This is a genomic window from Xanthomonas sp. DAR 34887, assembly GCF_041245805.1.
Lineage (GTDB): Bacteria > Pseudomonadota > Gammaproteobacteria > Xanthomonadales > Xanthomonadaceae > Xanthomonas_A > Xanthomonas_A tesorieronis.
In genome coordinates this window covers 4,828,122-4,852,439 of record NZ_CP162490.1, presented here as the reverse complement: position 1 = coordinate 4,852,439, position 24,318 = coordinate 4,828,122, and the positions used below count along the sequence as shown (strand labels likewise).

Sequence of the window (24,318 nt, the reverse complement as noted above, 5' to 3'; positions counted from 1 at the left end):
CTGCCCCAAAACACTATCGCCTCTGAAAGATCTGGGGCTCAGGCAGCTGTGTAAGCTGACCTGGGTGATGAGTAGCACTTTGTACTTTTTTGGTGAAAAGCAGAAGCACAAGCCAAAATCCAGACTCCGATATGACGTCGAGGCCGAACGTGTGGCCACGGCCCTGGTCGATTGGCCATTAGGATTTCAGGCTTTACTGCATGAGATGTATGGCGAAGAACTGTTGATCACAGGCGTTCAGCCGCCTTTCTACAAATGCTTTAGTTGGGTGCTCGAACGGTTGGTTAAGAACGATTCTGAGGATGGGCGATCCTATGACTTTGTTCTGAGGGAGGTATTCAAGTTCGGAGCGAAATATTGGACGCATAGCGCACTGTCCCGTACCGGCGATGCTCATATGCCCGCCAGGGAAACGATTCGATGGGGCACCATTGGCGAAGCGGGAGAGATTCTTGGGTTGCACCCATTGACTATGAGGAAGCTCATCAAGGCAGGCGAGCTTCCTGTAAGACGAGTCTCGCTCGCCGCCCACCGTCAGTTCATTGTTGATCTGAATTGGGCTAGGCGTCAGCGGGTTACTCAAGAACCTGCTATCGGGCCGCGTGATGCTGCAAAGGTCGTCGGAGTTTCAATTTTTACGCTTCGGGCGATGGTGCAAAATGGAATATATGTAGCGAGGCACCGTCCTGCCTCCCCAAGTAGCTTGGCTGCAGAAGATATAAGAAACCTGGCCCGCAGATTGAAACAGCTCCTGGCCGGTAAGAAGCCCTACGGCGGAACCGATGCAATCGACCTAGATAGGCTTTTCATTGAGGTAACCGCGTCGCCCTTGCAGAAAGCTGAAGTGTTTGCCTACCTGCTTGAGAACCCCGCGCTAGTCGTAGGGAAGAAGGCGGGTACGGGGATGGGCGTCGCACAGGTCCGGCCTCGCGAGTTGCACGATATATTCCAGCAGCTTCGCGAAAGGTCCGCATTGGGTACCTTGTTTGACGCTGGACGTAGAATTGGATGCAGTGCGGCCGTGGCAACAGCACTCAGGCGTGCCGGCTATCTGGACGCTACGCCCTACGCTGGTCGCCTAATGATAATTATGGCTTCTGTCGAAAAATTTGTGCTTTCGTACGAGTCATTGGCTTCGATCTCCAACCGAATCGGCATTCGTGCGACGCTGGTATATAGGCTGCTAAAAATCAGCAAGCTTAGGCACGTTAAGGTGATAACGCAGTGCGAAACCATCTTCATCCATAGGTGCGATGTGCCCAAAGCAGAAGAGATGATCCGCTCAGGTTTTGCCGTCTGGTCTCGACGTCGCTCAAAATCCAAGTAGCAGTCTGGCTTGATGTCAAATTCCATAGCCCTACGACCCCCTCAAACAGCGCCCCGGTTGGAGCCGAACGCTAGTATCGACCATCGGTTTTGGGGGACAACATCTCCCTACGAGCCGTTGTCCCTACTGACTATCCCACCGGGTCTTCTGCGACCAAAACTGTCAACATCTAGGCATCGCCACGCCTCGGAAATCCTCTCGCGCCAGACGAACGTCCTAGTATTCCCAATCAAGACGCTCGGCACTTTCATCATGGCGCTTTGCCTCGTACTCGTAGCTGTCAGCCAGCACATCCAGTGCTTTGGCCGTTTGCGGATGATCCAAGGAAATGGCCTTCGACCACTTGCGATAATTTGCCGCCTCCTGACGCTCTAACTCGCCGCCGTCACGCGGGCCACGGCTGGTGACACCTCGGCGGTTGCGCTTGCCGATTCGGAAACCATCGATCATGGGCAGACTGCGGAAAAGATCGAGGGCATCCCGTACGGCCTCGGCCGGCCAATGCCCGTCGGCCCCCATCGGCGAGGCCGACAACATCGTCCCGATTCTACTGTCTGCGATTTCGCCCCGGCCGACCGACTTCGCGAGCGATCTCGCATCCTTGATCCATTCCTCAAGCGCCGTACTGTCGATCTTGCCGTGCTCATCCGTTCCAGGCACACGGTTCCATAGATCAAGAAGCTTGTATGCCTGCCCTGCCATCCTCCCTGCATGCTCGGGATCATCCGGCTCCGGGTCGGACACGCCACTGTCTTCGGCCGGCTTGAAGACCGCCTTCAACATCTGCACGAACAGTGCTGGCTGCTCCGATAGCACCTTCAGCAGCGCCTTCGCCGGCCTGCGGGAATGGCTAAGCACAGACAGATAGATCCATTCGAGCGATGCAAGCTCTCCTTCATCCACCTCGCTTCGCTCGTCCAGGATCCGGAAAATCTCCGCGACATAGTGCTGGAACATCGTCGCTTCGTTGCCGCCCTCATCGCTGATGATCGGCTGCTTGGCCACCGCCTGCAGCAGTTCGATCAACAGATCGGAAGACTGTCCGGATTTTCCGCCGTGTTCGGCCAGTGGCAATGCGTCACGCGCGCGGCCCACGGATATGAGTTTTCGGATTGCGAACTCGATCTGGTCGTTCTTCTCACCCATCCAGAACACTGGCGCGCTGCGCCAATAGTCGGCCTCGATGGCCTCGCCAGCCTCTGCCGCGCGGGCCCATGTCCACCGCCCGCTCGGGAATGCCCTCAGGATCGCCAGTAGTGCAACGTCGCCCCAAGCATCTGCCTTGGTTCTGGCGAGCAGGGCCTCTCCCCATGGTTCCTTCAGGTCGCGGAATGCCACCGCGATCAGTCCGTGGGCAAGGTCCCTTTCTCGCAGGTTGTCGCTTCGCACTGCGATTTCCACCAGGGCATCGAGATCACTTCCTCGCAGGCCGCCGTCATGCAACGCCTTCCCGAGGTATCCCGCGGTCTCCACAAGGCGCGCTAATGCAAGGACACCGGCGGCGCCCTGTTCGGCATACAGCGACCGCGCCACTTCGACGCGAGCGGCGTCCATTTCCTTCTGGGCTGCTTGCCAGCCACCCTGCGACGGATTAGGAAGTTCCACGTTTGATCCGAACAACCAGGCGATGCGCTGCAGTGAATCGACGGGCGCGAACCGGTCGTAGATTTTCTCCAACTGATCCAGCAGATCACCCGACATCGACCATTCGGCGTCGGGGAACGAACGGTGGTGATGCAGCAGTTGCCGCAGTTTCTTCCACAACTTGTCCCGATTCGCATCGTCAGTGATCGACGACTCGGCACGCTCCAGCGCGGCAAGGCCTGCTTGGAGGTTGGGAAGGCCGGCGAGATGTTCGAGCAGTTCCGTCCACCGCTTCCCGCTCGAGCCGGCATCGGCGAGCAGACGCTCGGAGATAGCCGCCGCGCCGCGCCCGATGAGCCCGTGGGTGACGACTTCGACCTGATCGACTGAATAGTCACGCCAACGTGGCGGTGGGGACGGGCTCAGGCTGTCGTGGCCTCTGGGCAGGATGCGCAACATGAGCTTCCATGCCGCATCAGGTTCACGCCTGCGGATGAAGTCGAGCGCGCCAAGCCGTTGGTCCAGTGGCGCAAAGGTCTGCGGGCTCCACAGCAAGTGGATTGCGCGGAGGCTGTTGGCCGGCCGATTGGAGTATCGCCCCGGCGGATTGTCGATGACATCGAGCCGTGCCAAGACGTGGGTCACGCGTTGCATGAGGTCCGGCGACCAAGCCAGGGATTCCAGTGCCCACAGCAGGCCGGAAAGATGTTCGGTATCGAACAGGCCGTCGCCATCCCTGCCGAACAGCGCACTGATCGGCGGTTCGGCTTGATCCAGGCTGTCTTCGATCGCGTCCAGGAAGGCCTTCGGCGCCGCTTCCGCCAACAGCCGGAACTCGCCGGAAAGCGACCACCAGCGTTGTCGATCTGCGTTCAGAAGCAGCTTGCGGACGATGGCGTCGACGCGGTCCGTCGCATCGGGCACCGTGTGGGCCCGTTCGCCCCAAAGCGCGAGGAGGATCAGCACCTCGCCAATGCCGTGGCGCATCAGCCCCGAATAGTCCTGATGCACCCCTTTAATCGCGGCCATCCAGCGCTCGCCAGGATCCATCTCGAAACGCGGATCCGCGGAGCCCAGCACGGCATGCGCTGCGGCCTCGAAGCGACTGATGTCTGCGCTCGTGAGGTTGGGCGCCAGCAGGAACCAGGCATCCGGCGGAGACGCCATCCGCCAGGTCGAGCCGATCTTCCGCAGCGGCTTGTCGAGATCGCCCACGCAGGGCGCAAGCGCGGCGGTCACGTGTTCGTATGGCAGGTCGGCAAGCTCGGAGACGCGGGCCTTGTCGGCTTCGGAATCTTCGTCCCATCCTCCTGCCAGCAGGCCCGCCAGCAATGCCCGTGACGGTGGCTCCTGCGCCCAACCTGGCACGCCGCCCGGCGCATTGGGAATGAGCCGACGCAGGATGGCGAGATTGCGCGCACTGTCGCGGGCAAGGGCATGGGCCCGTGCTTCTGCGATGCCGGTATTGATCAAGGCGGTTGCGATCCCTTCTCGCGAAGGCCGCTCTAGCTTCCGAACCTCGCCGCGGGAAACAGGCCTATCGTCGTAAGCCTGCAGCACGTAGTGCCCGCGCTCGACCAGGCTTCGTGCGAGTCCGGGCTCGGCTTCGGAGAGCAGCAGGATCAGAGGCCCGGGTGCGTTCATAAGCGCTCGGGCACCGGCGGCGGTGGTTGCGACCAGGCTGCGAGCGCGGTAGACGCTCGCCATGTCATCCGGAAGCATGCCCAAGGTCGCATGGAAAAAAGCGATAACTTCATCCGTGGTGGTCGCCTGCAGCGAGAGGAGGGCCGGTTCGTCGCGAAGCCATCGCAGCACTTCCACCGCGTCCTCGTCACGGTCGCTCAGCACGAGCTCTTCCGTCAGCGGCCACTGCGTGGCGAGGGACCATTCTTCCCAAACATCCTCGACCCGCCGCGTGCCGACTGGACGTTTCCCGAGCCGGGTGGCCAGCCACAGGCCGACCGCCGGTGTCTGCTCGATCCAGTGCACCAAGTCATCGGCATCGTAGGCGCGCACTTCTTTCCAGATGCCCTTTCCTTGCTGGGCTTTGGCCCATTGGTCCTTCTTCGGCCAATGCCTGGGCGTGACGAACACAAACGTGGCATTGGCTGGATCGAGCGGCGCTGGATCCTTCGTTCTCTTACGGAAGTCCTCGGTGGCCTTTTGAGCGATTTTGCTGCGCTGGCTACCAATCTCCCATCCTGCTTCGCCGCACGGAACGTAGTCGCTTGCGGCAGTCGCGGATGTCCAGCCATCCCAACCGGAGTGCCGCACGCCCCCATCGGATGGGAAGCGTAGTCGCATCTCCGAGCCATGGCTGCCCCGGACCAGATGAGCGAGGAGCTGGGGCAGGCTATAGGCTGCGTCCGCCCGGTTCGCCCACTCAGTCAGGTCGTCGGCGTCCACCCAGCGGATCGGCGTTCCTAAGTGATGCAGAGATGCGATCGCAGGAACAGCCGGGCCGGTCACCGTGCCTGTGGACATGAGTCGGATACCGGCACCTTCAAGGGCGCTGCGAATTGCCTGTACGTTGGCCAGGACCGGCGTGCACTGTTCCCGCTCGAAATTCACCACTGTCGAGTTGGCGACGCCGGAGCACTTCGCCAGATCTTGTTGCGACCAAGCCAATAGGGCGCGAGCAGCCTGCACCTGTCGGGGGGTAAGATCGATGGGGAGACTAGAATTCGACATGGCTACTGTTGCCCTCTACGTTGTGCGTCCTGCCCGCCCAATTCCTTTCCCGTCGACCCCTCGGCCCGGCTCACTCAGCACGGCTGCAGCCCCTGGGGCCCGTGCTGTCTTCCTAGCAGCCTGCGCCTAGCCGGACAAAGTTTGCTTGGAAATCCAGATGCGGGGACATACGTCCAGCACCGCAAAGCTGCGCGCAGTCATCTGCTTCATCACCTCGGCCCGGGACTCATCTGCGAACTGCTCGCCGTTATCCATAGATACCCCGTCATCGCCATCAATTGTGGCGTCCGGATGTCTACGAAAGGCGGGCCGGTCCAAATTCCACTTTCAGTACCCCGTAGAACGAAAAAGACAGCTGACTGGCGTCCACAACGCGACAGCAGGCCTGTCTGTCAGGTTTAATATGCCCGATGACTCCGCCCCTGACATCAGAACCCCGGCACGCGCTGAACGCGGTGTGCCCGTATTTTACGATGTTCCCCCTGGAATTCCCGCTACGTGTGCTCGGCGCTGCGCCGCAACGCCGAGCCGTGGTCTTGGACCCCTTCTGCGGGAGGGGCACGTCAAACTACGCGGCTCGCACCCTCAAACTGGCCTCCTACGGCATTGACACCTCGCCGATCGCTGTAGCGATCGCCCAGGCCAAGCTGGCTGTGGCAGAGCGCGAAGATGTGCTGGAACTGCTCGACGAAATCTTGGAGGAAGTCGAGCCTGTCGAAGTGCCGCGCGGGGAGTTCTGGCGTCTGGCGTTCCACCCGGAGACGCTGTACCAGTTGTGCCAGTTGCGTGAGGGCTTGGCGAAGCGGCGCTCCAGTGCCGCTTCGCTACTGCGCGGCGTCGTGCTGGGCTGCCTGCATGGCCCGCAGTCCAAGTCTCTTGACGCCGCGGGCTATTTCTCTAATCAGATGCCGCGCACGTTTGCCAGCAAGCCTGACTATTCGGTGCGTTACTGGCTTAAGCACGGGCTGCGCCCACGCCCCGTGAACGTCATCAAACCTATCAAGCGCAAGCTAGATCGCGTGCTCGCCCAGCCCGTACCAGTGCCGCCTGTGATGGGGTCGATTCGACGCGGCAACAGCACGCATGCCAGTGCTTATGAGCACGTGCCCGACAACGTCTCGCATGTGATTACCTCGCCTCCTTACTATGGCTTGGTCACGTATGTCGAGGACCAGTGGTTGCGCCACTGGTTTCTTGGCGGCCCCGAGCGCATCGAGTATGGCAATCGCGTGCAGCTCTCGCATCGTTCACCCGAAGACTTCGCCACTACGTTGGCCAGGGTGTGGGACCACTGCGGCGATCACCTGCGTAGCGATGGCCTGATGGCCGTGCGCTTCGGTTCGATCCGCTCGCGTGACCGGGAGCCTAAGACGATCTTGCTCCACTCGCTGCGCCTGTCGCGGCATCACTGGCGCATCACCAGCGTGCGCGATGTCGGCACGTCGGCACGCGGCAAACGGCAAGCAGACACCATGCGCACCCAGAGCGAGCCGACTCCGGAGTTCGACTTCAGGATCCGTCCGGCTTAGACGGGTTATTGCGCCAGCGCAGCGTCACCGCTCGGTTGTTCAGCGCGATTGTCTGCTGCTCATGGCAATACTGGTGCACGAAGCCCTTGACCGCTCGAGCCGTGCGGACAATGTCGGCGTCGTCCGGCAGATGATAGGACAGGTCGTCGGAGACGAACACGATCACCTTGGCTCGAGCGCGCGAGATCGCCACGTTGGTGCGATTGAGGCCGAGCAGAAATTCCTCCTCCAGTTCAATCACGTCCGGGTCGCCGACGCCGAAGGAGACCAGGATGATGTCGCGCTCGCCGCCCTGGAAGCGCTCGACCGTGTCGACCGCTGCTTCGATCAGCGCGGCGTCGTCGTCGGGGAACAGGCTGCGCAGCTTGCGGATAATCGCCGACCGCTGGGCGCGGTGCGGGGTCACGATGCCGACGGTCTGCGTCCAGAAGCGTTCAGGATCCGCGAGCGCGGTAGGCGGCTCACCACGGCCGGCGAGGCCCGCGAGCACACGGCGCCTCGCGAGGGCAACGGTGGCGGCGACGAGCATGGCCTCAAACTCGTTGGCCTGGCCGGACTTGCCGTCGGGGTAGGTTACCGCCATCGTCGCGCGCTCGGGCGCGAGCAGGGCAGGGAAGAGCTTGCTCCATGGCAGGTCGGCGGGCCAGTCGGCAGGCACGTCGTCAGTGCCGATCAGCACCAGAGCCGTGTCGGGATATGCGCTTTTCAGTTCCGCTGGGTAGCCCAGCTCGCGGGCGAACGCGACCAGCGCCTCGGAGGAGCGGTAGTTGGTCAGTAGCGGCTTCTCCGCCAAGTCCGGAAACCGGCCGTGGTAGTAGTCTAGGACGCTGCCGACGATGAACTCGACTCCGCGCGGCGGCTCGACCGGCGTGATCGGCGGCATCTGCAGCCGGTCGCCCAGCAGCACCAGGCGGCCGATCGGCGCCAGATGCACCAGAGCGCCGCAGGCGTATGCCATGTCGACCTGGCTGGCCTCGTCGATCAGGACCAAGTCGAACAGACCCATGTGCGGCGTCGCACTCTTCTTGGTCTGGTATTTGTCCGGCAAGCCGCTCAGTGCGAACAGCTGGTGCACGACGGCGAAAACCACCGTCGGCGTGCCCTTGTCGGTCAGTGCCTGATGCAGCGGTTCCAGGCCCTTGGGTCCGAAGTTGGCGTAGTTGATCGTCTCCTCCAGCGGACCGGGTGCGGTCGGCCGGTTGATCCAGCGAACGCGGCAGGCGTTCGGACCCTGTGCCGCCAGCAGCGGCAGCAAGTCCTGGTAGATCGTTTCCACCGCCTGATAGTTGGGGCCGGTGATCAGCAGGTTGCTGTGACCCAGGTCATCGTTGACCAGCCACACCTCGGCGGCCGCGATCGCGGCACCCGTCTTAGTCTTGCCGGTGCCCGGAGGGCCCCACAGCTGCGAGAAGCCTACGCTTTGCGAGTGCATCAGCGCCTCACGCTGGCTCGGATTGATGGCGTGGCCCTGGCCTTCAATCCACGCGATCGCTTTGGCGATCTGCTCGGCCGAGTGTGGCGAGGGCTCGACCGCCAGCGTCGGCGTGTCCCACAGCATCTGGGCGCCACGCCGCGGCAGATCCTTGCCCGCCTTGGGGGCCGCCGCGGGCTGCTTGGCCAGCGCGGCCAGTGCCTGGTTGTAAGGCTGCGCGATGGCGGGGTTGGCCAAAGCGCGGACGAACTGCTCCTTGCGGTGCGCAGCGAACATCGCCGAGAGGCTGGGCACCAGCGAGACACCCTGACTCAGGTCCAGCCCGTTGTCCTCAAGCGCCTTGACCAGCGGCTGCAGGTAGTCGGCGGACTTTTCGCTCGTTGGGGCCACGGCCACCAGGCCGGCGACGCGATCGAAGGCGATGATCTTCGCGAGCAACACTTCAGCGATGGTCGAGTACACGCCTCGGCCGAGGTCGGGGCGGTGGCCGAGGCGGCGGCTGGCGCGCACGTTCAACAGGCCAGGCTCGGCGTCGATGAAGAACGTCACCCATTCCCCGACCTTTAGCCGACTGTTGTGCGAGGTCGGCGTGACGCCGTAGATGCGCATGTACGGCTGCAGGTCGAGCGCGAGCGCTGCGCGCGCGGCCTCGAACGCCGCACCGGTGAGCTGCGTCGTCAGACGCATGCTGGTGAACTCCGACTCGAGCTCGTCCGGGTCGCGCCCGTACATCACCTTGGTGGAGGTGCGCTGCAGTTCGTCCTCAAGTTGCGCATGCAGGATCAGCAACTGGCCATCCATGCTCACGCCGCGGTACTCGGGCAGGGTCATCAGCGCGAGCGGTGGCGGCGTCGCGGTCAGCGCGCCCTTGTGCGTCTTCTGCAGGTGGGAGGTCAGGCGCATCAGCGTCATGACCATCGTCCGCAGGGTCTGGTTGTACTCGCGAATTTGGTCCTGACGGTTCTGATGACCACCCTTGTCCCAGATTTCGTAGATGCGCTCCTTCGGGATCGCATCGCTGAGAGGCTCGTGCAGGTAATCCGACACCTTCGGTGGATCCTGCAGCACCGCGCCCGCCACCGAAAGCAGCGTGAGAGCATGCGGGATCGGTAGGATCTCCAGGCGCCGGATCGCGTCCTTGACGAAGGCGATCGCCGGCGTCGCCGCATAGTCGGGGTGGGGTAGAACGTCGCTGGGCGGGAACATCCATACCAAGCCCTTGAGCTTGGGCTCGAGCAGCAGCCGATTCAGGTGCCGCCCGACCACCGTGCGGAAGTGCTCGTACTGGCGGGCGTCCCAGAAGTACACCGCCAAGGTGGCCTTCTTGAGGTCTTCGTGGCGCTCGTCGGCACGGGCGACCTCGATCAGATCATGCAGGTAACACACCACCCGCACTAGGCCGTCGTACTCGCAGTCCAGGTCACGTCGCTCGACTGTCCACGCATCGGGGCGCCGCTTCGGGTCCTCGGTCGGCGGCAGCGGCGCGGCGTCGGGGTTGTACTCGCGATGGGGCAGGTAGTTGCCGTAGATCGCGAAGCCGGTCGTGAAGCCGGTCGAGGCGTCGAAGTTGACGACGATGTACGCGCTCAGGTTCGAGAAGCGCGGCAAGGTCGCGCACTGGCGGCCGGTCGTGCCGCTGGTGCCGTCGATCAGGTGCAGCGCCCGCTTGGGCAGCAGGCGACGTTCCGCTGCCAGGCGGTTGTGATCTTGGAACACCAGCGCGTCTGGCACCTGCTGGGACAGTGCCGACACGGTGTTGACCTGTCCGTCGCGCAAGGTGCGGGCCATGCCGCGGGACATGTCCGGGACCCGCGATAGGTGATCGATCTGCCCGGTCTTGGCGGAGCAGTGCTCTGGGTGCACGGGCTTCTTCTGCCCCGTCTTCTTGTCCGTCGGCGCCCAGCCGGGGTAGGCATAGAAGTCGCACATGTTGCAGTAGGTGCCGACGTGCGGTTCCAGCGCCGTCCAGTTGGTGACCGTTGCCACCGCCACCAGGTCTTCGCGGAAAATCTTGCGCATGCTGATGACGTACTGGTCGAACTCCACGACCTCCACGCGCTGCAGCAGCGTCGCGACGCGTTCGCTCGGCGGAATGTCCTTCAGCCTCACCAGCGCCGGGGCGTCCGGTGGATCGAGTGTCCACAGTGCCGGTTGGTCGACCACGACGTAGCGGTCGTCGAGTCCTGCGCGCACCAGCCACAGCGACAGCAGCACCGCGTAAAGCGTGACCTCGACGGCGTACGAGGCGTTGATGCTCTCGGCGTGCTTGATGTCGATCGGCAGCAGCCACCCGCGCGTATCGTGGGCGGCGATCTCGGCCGTTTCGCCGTTTGGCAGCACGCGGCGCGGCCGGCGGGCCGCCGGAAGCGGCGTATGGGCCGCGAGAGCCAGGATCAGGTCGGGCCGCAGATCGGCCAGCGGCGGCAGCTGCGCGGCGATGTCCGGCGCGATGCTCATCTGCTCATAGAGATGCGGCGACAAGGCCGACGATTCGAACTGGGCCTCGACGAAGACGTGAGGCGTCGTCACCTGGCTCTTAAGTGCGGTGAGCAGCGCGGTCTGCGTCTTGGTGGCGGCCTTGCCAGTGGGCTTGAAATTCGATGCGCAATCCTCGAACGCCTCCATGACCTCAGCGTAGCGGGCGTGCTCAAGTTCCTGCCCGGTACGCTTCATGGTGTGCAGCCCCGGCCGCCACTTCGCAGGCGGCGGCAAGTTCTGCGCCGCGTAGTCGGCGTGCGCGTGGTGGGGCGCGAAGATCGACAGGTAGAGCTGGCGTCGGCAAGTGGTGCGCAGGAATTGGGACAGTACTCCCTTGGACACACGGGGCGACGGGGTGGGCAGATCGACGGCGGCGTTCATTGGCGTGGGCTCGAAGAAGGGAAGGAGGGCGATGTCAGCACCGGCTGCGGCCGGACGGCGGCGGCAAACATGGCAGCGAACTTCTCCTTCATTGAATGCGATGAACCTGGGGGCACGAAAACTCAACACGGCGCCAGATAACGATATTCCTTGCCGCCCGACGCCGAGGCATCCTCGCGTCGTAGCAAGTAGCCGGCCTCGGCCAGCTGGCGCAGTTTGTTGCTCACATTGTTTGCCGAGCCCAGTTCGTAGGGCGGGCGGATCAGCTCAGCCGTGGTGACCTCGCCCTGGCGCATGGCGGCCGCGAACACCGGCTTTAGCCCCGGGGAGGGCTCCGGTCCGAGCACCCGCCATTCGGCACCTTCCCGTGTCACTACTGGCATCTGGCGTTTGCGCGCCGCGGCGTCGATGTTGTCCTCGGTATCGGGGTCGAGCGGCCCGCGCAGGGCGAAGGCCTTCTCTCCGCAGAAACGCTTGGCGAGCGCCACGAAGCTCTCGCGCGGGAAGGAGGCATCCAGGCGCCGCACGCCGGTCAGGTCCAGGCCAAACCGACACACCCCCGGATGCGCTTCGACTGCCTCTAGCAGCTTCAGAAATACCGCCCGCCCGTCTTCGCGGCCCCAGCCATCGTCCTGGTCCATGTAGTCGCGGAGGGTGAGGGTGATCTCCTTCATGTGTTTAAGTGAACCAGAACGGCGAGCCTCAGTCAAGCGAGTAGCGGGCCACCCAGTGGGTCCCCTGCAAAGGAAACAAGGCCGGAGGCCGCCGCTGGTCGGTGATGGCGTAGCCCGTCGCTCCCGGGGCCAGTGTCAGACGCAGCTCGGGAACTCGCAGCGACACTTCCGGATCAACGCGGCGCAAAACCTTGCGAGTGCTCTGCTTGATGCCGCAGCCCGCCTCGCTGCCGTGCCGGGACGCGCCTTCGTTGACCGCATGCAGGAGCAGAGCCTCATCGGACAACGCGGCCAGGGCCGGTCGGTCGAGTGCCAGAGCCGGCCGCAGCGTGGCGAGGATGCCGGCGCCGGCATCTGCCACCACGATCTCCACCATGCGCCGGGCGCCAGCGGTCGGCGCGTACACCTGCAGCGCCACCAGCCCGGGCCGGGGGGATTGGCTATGCAGCCGGATGTTGTCAATCAATTCGGCGAAGAAGGTGAAGGCGGTAGCCCCCAGCGATATGCGGTGCTCAGGCAACGCACACGCCGCCAGGCGATCGGCGAGCTGGCTCGGCAACGCGGCATCTCGCGTGCCGGACGCGGCCACCGCCACCAATTCGACTAGGTGGGGGTGGTCGCCGCGTCGGTCATCGAACTGTCCGACTGGCCCGGCGCGCCGAACGGCGATCTCGGGACCGAGCAAGCCGAAAAAACCGATTCGGTCGAGGTAGCTCCCCAATCCCCAGGTCGATAGGCCGTGCATGCTCACCGCAACGCCGTTCTCCTTCAATGTGTGCAGGAAGCTCAGCAAGCGGACACAGGCTCCTACACTCAAGCGGGTGTCCTGGCCCAGGTGCAACTCGACTGCGGCATCGGTGGGACGGCCAGCGAGCTGGCGCGAGAGTTGTCCGTCGAGTTGCTGGGCGTCCATCCATCCGCCAGGCACCATGAGACGATGGATCACGATGACGTGATTGCCAATACGGTCATGCTCAGAACTCCTTTAGCTGCGAGCCGACATCCGCTTAGGGTAGCTTAGTGCCTGCCGGTGGAAGCCACTTCGCTGGGTCGTCATCCGTGACTCAGCGCGGCCTACCCCACGCCAGGTCGGCCGCGACGGCCGCATGTTAGAGAATAAGCGCATGATATGTTCAAGTCATGAGTGTCCACCGCACATGAGAACAGTATGGGTAACCTCGCGGACTATCTAGATCCACCATACCGATCATGGCTCTTGTCTCAGGCCGCGCCGCGGGTGTGGGCTGCGACGTTTGCTCTCCATCTTGATAAAGGCGAAGAGGCGGCAGTCGCAGCAGCGGATGCCGCCGCTGGTGTGGTGAAAAGGCTAAAGGACGAGCCTGTGCTTTCTCCAGAGGACATTGTTGCGAAGTCGGGTTTCGTCTTTTCCTTCGACGACTTTCGGGGCTGGTACCGCATTGCTCATCGATTGCAGCAGCCCAGTGGCTTAATCTATAAAGATCCCACTGATTCGGAGATAGAGCGGGCTTTTAAGGTCTATCGACGAAGCACCGGTGACTTTTACTAGGAGTTAGACGTCCATGCGATTTCGCAGTGCGCATTGGTCACAATGTAAAGCCCATCGCTGGATCCTTGTTTGCTTATGACAACTGCAGCCGAAACAATCCGCCACATCACACAGGCAGGTGCCTTCCTCGTTGAGTTGGCCCTCAACGAAGACTTGCCACGTGAAGTTCGTCGAGAAGCATGCAGGCTAGTACGTCACTATCCAACGCTCAGTATGACCAAGCAGTTGGCGCGCGTCCTGGGTGTCGACGAGCAGATCCCGGATCCTTCTTGGCTCGTCGCCTATGAACACGGGCCACTCACGGAGAGTCTCAGCGATAGGCTGTCACGGCTGACTTATAAGTCGCAGGATTAGCTGAGATGCGTGTGTAATAGCAGGACGACTCCTCAGACATTTGGCGCAGTGCATCGGGCTTTCTTTGAAGATGGGGCTGGACTCAGGGAGTGAAGCTTTGACCCTGAGGCGGCTCGTTGTCCAGTTCCGAGTAGCGAGGCTGGGGTAAACCGGGGAACAGCTGGACCAGGAGGGGGCGGAAATAATCGAGCCTCCTCTTAGCGTCCCTGTGGTGGGTCAACAAGTTAGCGTTGCGGCAGATGACCTGATAAGCCTTGATCAGGTAAAGAAGAAGCGACAGAACAACAATGAGCCAGCGGATGTGCGCAATGTCAGATGGAGTGCTCGTTTTGAAGTACTGGACCATTGCGATGAGATCGCCTGCCTCCGGGATGTCCTCCAACTTGCCGCTCTCCCTAGCGACTTCTGCGGTCAGTTGCTCGAGCCTGGTCTTTGCCTCAACCAGATCAGTCTCTGAGGATTTCCGTGTTGAAATTTTGCCAAAAGGAAGCCAGCCAAGGTCAGCAAGCAGTGGGGCCGACTCGATCACGCCTTTATCGACCCGCGCGGCATAGTCAAGCTCCGCGTCTGCCTCAGCCTCGATCAGTCGCAGCAGACCGGTGAAGTTGGCCCGATCCGCATCCGACAAGGTTGTGCTGGAGAACCCTTCAAGCTGCGTGAGCGTCTCCGCAGCAATGAGTGACCCGCTCGCTGACTCCAGACCACTCAGCATTGCATCCCGTGGCATATCTCGATCCTCATTTGTCAGGGTTTCATCTTAAGGCCAGTGCACGGCTTCCGATGTAAGGAGAATCACTACATCCCAGGGGAGCGTCAGGGATGCGCCCCTAGATCATCACGCTCAACCTAGCAGAAGCCCATCCTTGGGCATGCAGCCTGCGCCTATCTACTCAATGGTGGGATCAGTTACCTGTCATCATCCGTATGGCGGAAACGAAAGACGTCGCCTAGACGCTTCTTCGCTCTGCGGAGGAAGCGATCAGCGCGAACTTGATTACGGAATCGGAAGATCGAGTGCCCGCTTCTGGCGAATCGAGCATTGGTCCTGCCCTTGATGGTCTGGAAGCCATCGATGTTGGTCGCTAGACCGCGGAGCATGCTGTGGCAGTCCAGCACTTCCTGGAGGGGGATGCCGTGGCGAGGTGTAACTTTGATACCGGTCATTTCTCTAACTCCTGTAGGAAAGGGAGAGCGGCGTTTTGATCGCTGCTCCCTCTTTCTTTACAAGATTGGAAAAACGCAAATCCCCCACCGATTCTGCTGTCCCTTGGAGGCCCGATATAAAAAAACGGGCTTTGGTGCAGGTACCCCCCCCACGTGCGGATGACGGGATTCCGGGAATTTATGGGGTGTGTTTGGCAGCACTAAGATCGGCAGTGAGCACAGGCCAGCCTTGATGGACACGGGACTTGGCCTGGCCACTCTGTCGATAGGTAGCTGGGGAAAGGAGTTCGGTATGGCAAGGTCTATGGATGACAAGTTGCTGGTGAAGTATCGGGAGCACGCAAGTTCCGAGGATGCCTTTGCCGTCCTTTCGTAAAACGGCACCTTCCTGAGGCGTAGGGGTACTGGATCGACCCGGAGGACTTCCGGCGCTGCGAGATGTCGCCCGACGGACTTCACTTCAGATTCGTCGTTGGGCGGCTGTACCAGTGCAGGAAGATCCCCAAGTGGCCACCCGCTACGAGTTCGCGCTTAGGTTCTGAATGAAGATGATCAGGAAGAGTGGTGCGGTATATTCGAATGTTGTTCAGGACTGAGCAAACTTGGCATCCAAATCGGCGCCTAATCAAGAGGGAGTGGCCGTGGCATCGAACTACGAGGCAATTTGCAAGGAGAACCGGGAGAGCTACGGCACCAAAGGCGCTCAGAAGTCCGGCCAGCTAGCCGCTGGTCTATACGACGACCGCACGCACTTCATCTTCGAACTGCTGCAGAACGCTGAGGACGCTCTCGGGCGGCGCTGCGAGTGGGAGGGATCACGTAGAGTTGCGTTCACCCTGAATCTGAACGGCCTGATCCTCTCGCATTTCGGCAAGCCTTTCGACGAGGCCGATGTCCGGAGCGTCTGCGACATCGCCGAGAGCACCAAGAACGAGTCCTCCATTGGCCGCTTCGGCCTCGGCTTCAAGTCTGTCTACAGCGTCACCGATCTTCCGGAGATTCACTCTGGCGACGAGGACTTCGCCATTGAGAACTACGTCTTCCCGAAGCGGATAGCGCGGTCGGCGCGCGCGGCTGACGAAACGCAGATAATCCTGCCACTGAAACCGGAGGATGCGAGCGCAGTGCAGGACATCACGGCGGGGTTCCGCCACTTGGGCCCGTGCGCGCTGCTGTTCCTGCGCCACATTGACGAAATCAGTTGGAGCGTCGCGGGCGGCGCATCCGGGTTCTACCTGCGCAACGCCCCCGAATCGCTCGGACCCAATGTCCAGCGCATCACGGTGATCGGTAAAGAGGATGATCGGCCGGACGTCGATCAGAACTGGCTGGTGTTCCACCGCGACGTGTGTTCTGTCGAGGGGCAGAAGGTCGGGCGGGTGGAAATCGCTTTTTCGCTGATTGTGGTGAAGGACGTCCCTGATCGCTGGGTGGTTCAGCCGCTGGCAAAGTCGCCGTTGGTGGTGTTCTTCCCGACAGTGGTTGAGAGTCACCTTGGCTTTATCGTGCAGGGGCCGTACTGCACCACGCCAAGCCGCGACAACATTCCACCCGGCGAGCCGTGGAACCGGCATCTGGTCATGGAGACGTCCGGTCTGCTAGTGGAGGCGATGCGTTGGATGCGGGACAAGGCAATGCTGGATGTCGCTGCGCTGCGCTGCCTGCCGCTCGACCGCGAGAAGTTTCCAAAGGATTCGCGGTTCGCGCCGATGTTTGATGCCGTCCGGCAGGCGTTTCAGGACGAGGAGCTGCTTCCTACCTTCGACGGCGGGCATGTCACCGCCCAGCAAGCTAAGCTGGCGCGAACGCAAGATTTACGCGAGCTGTTCTGCCCGGAACAGGTCGCGGCGCTGTTCGGATCGGAGGTCGCCGCTTGGCTGTCCGCCGACATCACTCAGGACAAGGCACCTGAGATCCGCCAGTACCTGATGCGCGAACTTGACATCGACGAGATCACGCCAACAAAGCTGGTGCCGAGCCTTACCAAGTCGTTCCTGGAAGCGGAATCCGACGAGTGGGTGTCGCGGCTGTACGAATTCCTGAGCGGCCAGGAGAAGGCACTGCGCCGTCACCTGGACACTGTTCCGATCATCCGCCTCGATGACGGTACGCATGTCCTCGCTCGCGAGAACGGGAAGGCTAGGGCTTTCCTGCCCAGCGCCACCGCCACGAGCTTCCCGACGATGCGCCGCGCGGTGTGTGCGACACCCGAGGTGCGCTTGTTCCTGACATCGCTGGGCATCACTGAACCCGACCCGGTAGATGACGTCGTCTGGAACGTGCTGCCGAAATACCAACAGCAAGAGGTGGATGTGGGCGTAGATACCTACGCTGCCGATATCGAACGCATCCGTGCAGCCTTCAACACCGATTCAACGGCGCAGAAGGAAAGGCTTCGGTCGACCCTGCGCGATACTACCTTTGTGATGGCAGTCGACACCGGCAATGGCAAAGCCTACATCGCCAAGCCCGCGGAGGCCTACATCCCCACCGACCGCCTCCACCAGCTTTTTGCCGGTGTGCCCGGCATCTTGGTAGTCAACAACGAATACGACTGCCTGCGTGGTGAAGACATCCGTGACCTGCTAGTGTCGTGTGGCGCAAGCCGCTACCTGACGCCGCAAGCAACTCCGTCGGGGTTGGGACATTCCGAGAAGGCACAAATTCGCAGAAAAGCAGGCCTTGAGCGTGCTAGCTGGGAGAGCCAGCCAGAGGACTTCACCCTTCGCGGGTTGATGCAGCTGCTTGAGTTCTTGCCCACACTGAAGCCCGAGGAGGCATCAACCAGAGCGAAGGTGCTGTGGGAGACGTTGGCTGACTTGGAGGCACGCGGCACTGCAGCCTTCTACGGCTCCTACAAGTGGGGCTACTCCCATGAGGTAAAGGCCGCCCGGTTCGACGCCGCCTTCGTGCGGACGCTCAATCAGGTAGCGTGGGTGCCGAACGCCGAGGGAGAGCTTGTGCCGGCGGGACTCGTCGTGTTCGACACGCTCGGCTGGAAGCCAAGCCCATTCCTGCGGACCAAGATCGCATTCAAGACACCGATTATCGATCAGCTTGCCAATGAGGTAGGAATCGATCCGGCTGCACTTGATCTGCTACGCAAACTCGGTATCACCAGCGTAGCTGACCTGACTTCCAGGTTGGGTATCAACAATCTACCGTCTGAGCCGGAGCCATCGACAGCACGCGAGCCGGAGACCAATGAGCCATCCAACGGCGACGTATACGAAGGTGCGAAAGATCTGTATGGCGATGATATGCCGGATGTCCCGCCCGACAGGCTTGATCCGGAACGCGGTGACGACGTACACACAGGTGCGGGTGGTGGTGCTGGCCTAGGCCGCTCTGGCACTGGGACTTCGCGCGGCGGTGGCGAGGTCAATGGAGGAAGCCGCGGCGGCTCAAGCGACCACGGCACTGCTAGTGGAAAGGGAGGAGGTCAGGGAAAGCGGACGCCTGGCCAAGCAGGCGGACGTCAATTCGTTTCCTACATCGGCATGCATCCTGATGAAGATTGCCCCGATCCCGATGGCCTCGACCAAGCGGCACGGATGCAGATCGAGAGGCGTGCGATCGACCTGATCATTGGTCTTGAGCCAGCACTGCACCGGACTCCGGAAGGCAACCCCGGTTTTGACCTTTTCGAGGCCGACAGCGGTGGCAAGCAGATTCGATGGATCGAAGTGAAGTCGATGACGGGAACTTTGGAAGATCGTCCCGTGGGAATGTCACGCACGCAATTCGAATGCGCGCGCGAGAAAGGCGATGCGTACTGGTTGTACGTGGTAGAGCGCGCAACCAACCCGATACAAGCCCGGGTGCTCAAAATCCAGAACCCCGTCGCCCATGCCCGAACTTTCACATTCGATCATGGATGGAGCCAAATTGCTCTTTCAGAGCAGTTGATGGCCTTTCCCCAGTAGCTGCCCATGCTTTGTTCGAATGCTCGATCGCTCCCCCTCGGCTGGCGCGAGTCGAGCAGCTTGTCGTCATCTCCATACCGCAGTTGGCCATGGCTGGTCGCTGCCGCGTCGTGCGGAACTGTTGCAAGCGGTGTATGCGTCGAGCGCTTTTTTAGCGTAAGCGAGAGGTCCGCGCCCGCTTCCTTGTAGGCCTGTCATCCCCAGCCGCGCCCGTCGCTGATGCCAAGGGTGCCGCCGGGCGCCTTCAGCCAGGCTAAGCTGAGACGTCCTTGATGCTAGTTGTTGAACTATTGCCGACTTAAGCGGGGCATACATATCGCATCTTCGGAACCGGAGTGAGGGCAGTGGCGCCCTATGCTGGCCGATATGCAAGTTGACTTGAGGCGCAGAGGAAGTGGCCGGAATTTGAATGACGCCCAGTTGACGAGTTCTTCAATGGCGATAAGGCGGCTGTAAGTAACTGATATATATAACTAACTTAGTCGTCTGGCGTAACTAGCGGCTTTTGGCTGTCATGAGATGTGGAACTAGCCCTTTATGGGGCCTGATCAATAGCCAAGGGGCCAGCCCGCTCGCGCTAAGTCTTTGTCTTGTATGAAAGGCAGCTAGTGCATCCAGTGAGAACCCACAGTATCACTACGAGGTTTGTCATCATTCGGGGACGTGGCGGCAGAGGATGACGCCGTGCTTGATTATTTTTTAACTACGACCGCTGCGTCTCGTCTGGCGGAGATGGATGCTTTCTTGGTTCTGGGAAGAAAAGGCTCGGGTAAAACAGCGCTCGTTCGCCATCTTTCCGAGTCTGGCGCATTCGGCCTCTCGAAGTCATTGAATTTGAGAGGTTATCCCTGGAGCGTCCATGCATCTCGCGTCGACTCGGGTGCATCAGACATTGAGGCATATGTCGCATCTTGGAGATATCTTCTTTGCGTTGAGCTTGCTTCGTTAATTCTATCGACGGGCCACGCATCTGGTTCGAATGATGCTCAGATATTGACGCGATTCCTCAACGAGAACTATGGGGGCGTTCACCCGGAACTCGGAGTTCTTCTACGCCCTAAAGCTATCAGGCTTTCAAAGGCTTCATTCGAACCCCAAGTCCTTGGCAATAAGCTTGGCGGGATTTCTTTTGAACGACCCGCGGGTGATTCGGGGTTGGGTATTGAATTGGATGCCCTGTCTCAGAGCATTTTGAATACAACGCTATCGTTATGTGGCCGTTTGGGTATTGACTCACTATCGCTTCATTTTGATGAGTTGGATCACGGGTTGTCCCAATTGGATGATCCAAAAAAAAGGATGTTCATTGGACTCATTCTTGCGGCGCGCAGCCTTCGAATCGACACAAAAAACTTTCAAACAAAAATAAATCCTGTTATCTATTTAAGAACTGATATTTGGGATGATATTGAGTTCAGCGATAAGAACAAAATAAGCGAAAGTCACGCTATAGACCTTGCTTGGGATGACGAAGCGCTTATGGCTTTAGTTAATGAACGCTTGCGTGCTCGCCTTGGGGGGAGCGCTGAGTGGAGTTCTGTTATCGACGAGCAGTTGATGAGAGGTGCTCAGCCAAAATGGAATCATGTCCTATCAAGGACTTTTTTGCGCCCTCGAGATGTTATTAAGTTTCTGAATGAGGCTTTACGTCAAGCAAAAACTAGAACAGATGAGCCATTGCTTTTGGGAAACTCAGATATCGTTTCCGCCCGGGATGGCTACTCGTCTTATCTAAAAAAGGAGTTGGACGACGAAGTTCTTCCGCACTGGTCGCGTTGGTCGGAAGCACTACAGGCATGTAGCGCCCTCAGCACCGTTACTTTTGAAAGAAGTGCATTTGAGGCTGAATACAACGCGCGAAAATCAAAGGATAATGTTGTCGGTGTTGATGAAGCTTTAGAATTGCTTTATTCTTTTTCTGTGATTGGCTATGAGCGAAGAAGTGGATATGGAGGGTCTTCGTGGGTGTTTCAATATTCTGACCCTCAAGCCGGCTGGGATCGGTCTGCTTCGCGATTTAAAGTGCACTTGGGTCTTAAAGAATACGCCAAGCTTAGAGAGGAAAGAATCAAGGCTGAATAGTCCTTGGAACTCAGGGGCGTGGCGATTAGGACGCATCGTTGTCTGGGATGCTGAGGACCCTGGTGAATGCCAGGGTCAGAGTTAGACTTTTATAGGTGCATAACCTACATTTCTGTCTACAAAGCTCGTTGACGTTGACCTTGTCAAAGAGCAATATTGGATCGTTGCGTCAAATCACGCAGCCGGGCTTGGCAGCCCGATCACTCAGGCGCACCAGCGCCCATCTTCGATGCCCGGCGCTTTTTTGTTGCCCGGCGTTATCGTGGGCGATAGCTCCCATGCTTCATGGCGGGCGGTACGTGGAGGCCGCAAGGCCTGCCGGTCCCTGAGTCCGGTCTGCCAACCCGTACCGTCCGCCACCCTGCTTGGCAGCAGTGGGCGGACTTCTTTCAACTCAGGAGAAGTCGTCTATGTCCCGCAAAGCAACCGCACCCAAGAGCACCCCGTCTCCCCGTCACCGCACCCGCGATGCCGCGCCGTCGCCCGCCGCGCCTTTCGTCCCGTCCCCGATGCCGCAGGTCCCGCTCGGCGACCTGACGTACACCACGCTGTTCAATCCAGTCCCGACGGAAGACGAACTGACGCGCAAGCGCGCACCGCGTCCGCACCAACCCACGCAGTGCACCATTGGCTACACCTGCCACGATGTGCGAGTGGACGGCCACCGGCAGAGCCAGCGCATCCCCACCCTGCGCCTGAGTGGCCAGTGGCTGGCGGCGCTGGGATTCGTGCCTGGCAGCAAACCCCAGATCGCCGTCATCGACGGTGCGCTGGTGATCACGGTCGCGGAACCGAGCTAGCTTGTAGGATTGGCGCCACTGCCTGGCATGCGGGGAATCGTGAAACGCCTTCCATTCGTCCTCTCGCTTGTCCTCTTGGTGGCCATGCCTTCCGCTTGCGCGCGCCAGGCGGCGTCTTCCGCTCCGAAGGCTTCGCCTTCTGGCGCGGTGTCGATGCACGAGTTTCAAGCGCGTTTGCTCCGCTATGCCGGCACATTGAAGACGCGAGGCGACTCCGACAAGGAGCGATTCGCTTCCGCACTTGGCGTGACCTTTGCGCCGGCCAAGCCGGGTTCTTCGTCGGAGCGTGCCATTCGCCCATTGGCGGATGGCTATGCCGTTGTGGCCACCACGCTTCCCAATCCACCCGACTTCCCCTACAACGAGGTGCGCGTGTTGCTCCCTGACGGGAGGGCACCGCTGGACCGCGACACGACGGTCTGTTTCTGGGATGCCAACGACTTCTCGCGGCGCTTGGAAGAAATGGGCTTTAAGCGCCATGGGCAGCGTGACTTCCAGCGAGGCTGGTTGCGTCAGCATTGGCGCGCCATTGGAGACGGGAAGGAAGGTGTCAGTGCCAGCCTCCTGCTCTACCGCACCAGCGATGGCGGGAAGTCCAAAGAATGCGTGTATGGCATTCGGTTTGGCGGAGGTGAAGCATGACGCCCGTCGATCCCCGTATTGAACCACTGCTGTCGCACTTGGCCGACGATCCTCGTCTGCCAAGGAATGCCGAACAGGACATTCGCGGCGCGCTGGCAGAATCGCCCTACCTCTCCAGGCTGATCGCCAATGCCGCGGACGCCAGGCAGATCGGCCGAATCGCCGTCTCGCATGGCCAACACAGCGGTGGGCACTTCGAGGATGGAGTGGATGGTAGGCCGGGCACGCTCTATGTGAGCGAGTCGGTTTTCAAGGACTGGCCGGTGAAGGGTGAACGGCTGGACCTGCTGACCGAAGTCATGGGTCATGAAGCGATGCATGGTGTGCTGTCCAAGACCCGGGCGGAAGCGCTCGATGCATTTGGCGAGCGCGTGCGCAATGCGATGAACGAGGCCTACGCCAATCGGGAAACGATGGTCAACCTGACCGAGCCGGTGCGGCAGTACCTGGATCGCGGGCGGGAAGACGAAGCCTTGGCCGAAGTCTCTGGGTTGCGCGCGTTGAACAGCCGCATAGGGCACATGCAACCTGCGCTACCCCATGATGAGCAGGAGGCCGCGCTATTGGCGCGATCGAAGTCCCGATGCGTGGATCGTAGCTCCCTCGACGTGCAGTTCGAAAAAGGTCTCAGTTATGAAGCGCTGACGCGCTATCCGCACACCCGCGGCGAGCCGGTTACCCGTGCGGTTGAACAGTGCTTCTACGACGGCAAGGGAACACTCGGAAAGCTAGGCGACTCCGACTACCGGAACTATTACGGCGCTCATCCGATCAGCCACATCGCAAAAAACTATGCGTGGTATGCGGAAGGGCGGCGCCCGCCCGATGTGCGTATCGATCTTCACTCGCTGGGTCTTGAGCCCAATCAACTGGAGCACAATGGCCTGGACTTGGGTGAAGCGAAGACCTTCCCTGTTGTGGACTTGGGCAAGGACGGATTTGGCTACGTCCAGCTCAAGAACACTGGCCACCAACGCGAGTCCGCTCCAAGCAACGCGCTAGCGCCAGAAGTGCTATTCACCCCGGCCAACCCAAATCACCCGGACCACAGAATGCTGGAGGACATCCGTGGCAAGGTTCGGGAGTTGGATCAAGCAAATGGCCGTACGTTCGATGACGTCAGCGAGCGCACCTCCGCTAGCCTGCTTGCCCTGGCCAAGGACAACGGGATCACCCGAGTGGATCACGTCCTGCTAAGCGAAAAAACCAAAGATCTGCCTGCGGCGCAAAACATCATCGTGGTTCAGGGCGACCCCAAGGATCCGGCAAAACTAAGGGCTCACATGCCTACCGCGGAAGCCGCCCAACGCCCCATGCAGGAAAGCTTCAGCCAGGTCGAGGCCATCAACCAGCGCCAAGTCCAAGAGCAGTCCGTGGAGCAGCAACGTACCCAAGGGCAACAACAACGTCCGTTGCAGCACTCGCTTTGATGTCGTTGATATCGGCCCCTGGCAAATAGCAGGATCGAGTTGCTGCGTTAAATCGCGCAGCCGGGATTGGTCTCCCGCTATCGAGGCGCACCAGCGCCCAGCGCCCAGCGCCCATCTTCGATGCTTGGCGCTTTTTTGTTGCCTGCATTGTGCGAAGCGCGTGCTCGCCACTTCATGGCGGGCGGTACGCGGGGGGCTTCGGCCCCGCCGGTCCTTGGTCCGGTAGACCGACACGTCCCGTCCGCCACCTCGATTGGTCTCGGCGTGGCGGATTCCCTTTCTACCGAGGAATCCAC

At 60.8% G+C, this 24,318-nt stretch carries 15 protein-coding genes; 9 read left to right on the top strand and 6 right to left on the bottom strand.

From position 1 onward, the window contains the following. The first annotated feature begins 67 nt into the window (after nt 1–67). On the top strand, nt 68–1,327 hold the full coding sequence (locus AB3X08_RS20730; protein ID WP_369938639.1) for a hypothetical protein: 1,260 nt from the start codon (nt 68–70) through the stop codon (nt 1,325–1,327). Nucleotides 1,328–1,543: 216 nt separating this feature from the next. Here the strand turns inward: AB3X08_RS20730 and AB3X08_RS20725 are convergent, their stop codons facing one another. Beyond that, nucleotides 1,544–5,602 carry a helix-turn-helix domain-containing protein gene (locus AB3X08_RS20725; RefSeq protein WP_369934834.1) on the bottom strand — a complete coding sequence of 1,353 codons (4,059 nt, stop codon included), beginning with the start codon at nt 5,600–5,602 and terminating at the stop codon, nt 1,544–1,546. A 473-nt stretch (nt 5,603–6,075) separates the two neighbouring features. Between AB3X08_RS20725 and AB3X08_RS20720 the strand changes: the two genes are divergently transcribed. After that, nucleotides 6,076–7,131, top strand: a complete 1,056-nt coding sequence (locus AB3X08_RS20720) for a hypothetical protein (RefSeq protein ID WP_369934832.1) — start codon at nt 6,076–6,078, stop codon at nt 7,129–7,131. Here the strand turns inward: AB3X08_RS20720 and AB3X08_RS20715 are convergent. The 3 genes from AB3X08_RS20715 to AB3X08_RS20705 form a co-directional block, all read right to left on the bottom strand. Further along, nucleotides 7,112–11,422, bottom strand: coding sequence for a DEAD/DEAH box helicase (locus AB3X08_RS20715; RefSeq protein WP_369934831.1), 4,311 nt, complete (start codon nt 11,420–11,422; stop codon nt 7,112–7,114). The two genes, AB3X08_RS20720 and AB3X08_RS20715, sit on opposite strands and share 20 nt — an antisense overlap. Nucleotides 11,423–11,544: 122 nt before the next feature. Beyond that, nucleotides 11,545–12,096 carry a hypothetical protein gene (locus AB3X08_RS20710; protein WP_369934830.1) on the bottom strand — a complete coding sequence of 184 codons (552 nt, stop codon included), beginning with the start codon at nt 12,094–12,096 and terminating at the stop codon, nt 11,545–11,547. 28 nt (nt 12,097–12,124) lie between these two features. Beyond that, nucleotides 12,125–13,009, bottom strand: coding sequence for a hypothetical protein (locus AB3X08_RS20705; protein ID WP_369934828.1), 885 nt, complete (start codon nt 13,007–13,009; stop codon nt 12,125–12,127). 255 nt (nt 13,010–13,264) lie between these two features. Between AB3X08_RS20705 and AB3X08_RS20700 the strand changes: the two genes are divergently transcribed. Beyond that, nucleotides 13,265–13,624: a hypothetical protein gene (locus AB3X08_RS20700; protein WP_369934827.1), complete on the top strand. Its 360-nt coding sequence runs from the start codon at nt 13,265–13,267 to the stop codon at nt 13,622–13,624. Nucleotides 13,625–13,699: 75 nt separating this feature from the next. After that, nucleotides 13,700–13,978 carry a BPSL0761 family protein gene (locus tag AB3X08_RS20695; RefSeq protein WP_369934825.1) on the top strand — a complete coding sequence of 93 codons (279 nt, stop codon included), beginning with the start codon at nt 13,700–13,702 and terminating at the stop codon, nt 13,976–13,978. Between the two features lie 82 nt (nt 13,979–14,060). On the opposite strand, the gene AB3X08_RS20690 is transcribed toward AB3X08_RS20695, so the two are convergent. Both AB3X08_RS20690 and AB3X08_RS20685 read right to left on the bottom strand, forming a co-directional pair. Next, on the bottom strand, nt 14,061–14,705 hold the full coding sequence (locus AB3X08_RS20690) for a hypothetical protein (protein WP_369934823.1): 645 nt from the start codon (nt 14,703–14,705) through the stop codon (nt 14,061–14,063). Between the two features lie 179 nt (nt 14,706–14,884). Further along, a complete protein-coding gene (locus AB3X08_RS20685; RefSeq protein WP_369934821.1) occupies nt 14,885–15,142 on the bottom strand; it encodes a hypothetical protein in 258 nt (85 codons plus the stop codon). Nucleotides 15,143–15,783: 641 nt separating this feature from the next. Here AB3X08_RS20685 and AB3X08_RS20680 point away from each other — a divergent pair. The 5 genes from AB3X08_RS20680 to AB3X08_RS20660 all read left to right on the top strand — a co-directional run bounded on the left by AB3X08_RS20680 (nt 15,784) and on the right by AB3X08_RS20660 (nt 24,022). Then, nucleotides 15,784–19,068, top strand: coding sequence for a sacsin N-terminal ATP-binding-like domain-containing protein (locus AB3X08_RS20680; protein WP_369934820.1), 3,285 nt, complete (start codon nt 15,784–15,786; stop codon nt 19,066–19,068). A 684-nt stretch (nt 19,069–19,752) separates the two neighbouring features. Beyond that, a complete protein-coding gene (locus tag AB3X08_RS20675) occupies nt 19,753–21,150 on the top strand; it encodes a P-loop ATPase, Sll1717 family (RefSeq protein WP_369934819.1) in 1,398 nt (465 codons plus the stop codon). Nucleotides 21,151–21,560: 410 nt separating this feature from the next. Further along, nucleotides 21,561–21,950: a SymE family type I addiction module toxin gene (locus AB3X08_RS20670; RefSeq protein WP_369934818.1), complete on the top strand. Its 390-nt coding sequence runs from the start codon at nt 21,561–21,563 to the stop codon at nt 21,948–21,950. Nucleotides 21,951–22,103: 153 nt separating this feature from the next. Next, a complete protein-coding gene (locus tag AB3X08_RS20665; protein ID WP_369934817.1) occupies nt 22,104–22,592 on the top strand; it encodes a hypothetical protein in 489 nt (162 codons plus the stop codon). Then, nucleotides 22,589–24,022 (top strand): XVIPCD domain-containing protein, encoded by a 1,434-nt coding sequence (locus AB3X08_RS20660; RefSeq protein WP_369934816.1) that lies wholly within the window; start codon nt 22,589–22,591, stop codon nt 24,020–24,022. Before AB3X08_RS20665 ends, AB3X08_RS20660 begins: the two co-directional genes overlap by 4 nt. Nucleotides 24,023–24,318 lie beyond the last annotated feature (296 nt).

Excerpts from the sequence above, each read along its gene's own strand:
- AB3X08_RS20725 (WP_369934834.1), bottom strand. The coding sequence starts at position 5,602 with ATGTCGAATTCTAGTCTCCCCATCGATCTTACCCCCCGACAGGTGCAG.
- AB3X08_RS20730 (WP_369938639.1), top strand. The coding sequence starts at position 68 with ATGAGTAGCACTTTGTACTTTTTTGGTGAAAAGCAGAAGCACAAGCCA.
- AB3X08_RS20700 (WP_369934827.1), top strand. The coding sequence starts at position 13,265 with ATGGGTAACCTCGCGGACTATCTAGATCCACCATACCGATCATGGCTC.
- AB3X08_RS20705 (WP_369934828.1), bottom strand. The coding sequence starts at position 13,009 with ATGGACGCCCAGCAACTCGACGGACAACTCTCGCGCCAGCTCGCTGGC.
- AB3X08_RS20665 (WP_369934817.1), top strand. The coding sequence starts at position 22,104 with ATGCACGAGTTTCAAGCGCGTTTGCTCCGCTATGCCGGCACATTGAAG.
- AB3X08_RS20715 (WP_369934831.1), bottom strand. The coding sequence starts at position 11,422 with ATGAACGCCGCCGTCGATCTGCCCACCCCGTCGCCCCGTGTGTCCAAG.
- AB3X08_RS20710 (WP_369934830.1), bottom strand. The coding sequence starts at position 12,096 with ATGAAGGAGATCACCCTCACCCTCCGCGACTACATGGACCAGGACGAT.
- AB3X08_RS20670 (WP_369934818.1), top strand. The coding sequence starts at position 21,561 with ATGTCCCGCAAAGCAACCGCACCCAAGAGCACCCCGTCTCCCCGTCAC.
- AB3X08_RS20660 (WP_369934816.1), top strand. The coding sequence starts at position 22,589 with ATGACGCCCGTCGATCCCCGTATTGAACCACTGCTGTCGCACTTGGCC.
- AB3X08_RS20685 (WP_369934821.1), bottom strand. The coding sequence starts at position 15,142 with ATGACCGGTATCAAAGTTACACCTCGCCACGGCATCCCCCTCCAGGAA.
- AB3X08_RS20720 (WP_369934832.1), top strand. The coding sequence starts at position 6,076 with ATGTTCCCCCTGGAATTCCCGCTACGTGTGCTCGGCGCTGCGCCGCAA.
- AB3X08_RS20695 (WP_369934825.1), top strand. The coding sequence starts at position 13,700 with ATGACAACTGCAGCCGAAACAATCCGCCACATCACACAGGCAGGTGCC.
- AB3X08_RS20690 (WP_369934823.1), bottom strand. The coding sequence starts at position 14,705 with ATGCCACGGGATGCAATGCTGAGTGGTCTGGAGTCAGCGAGCGGGTCA.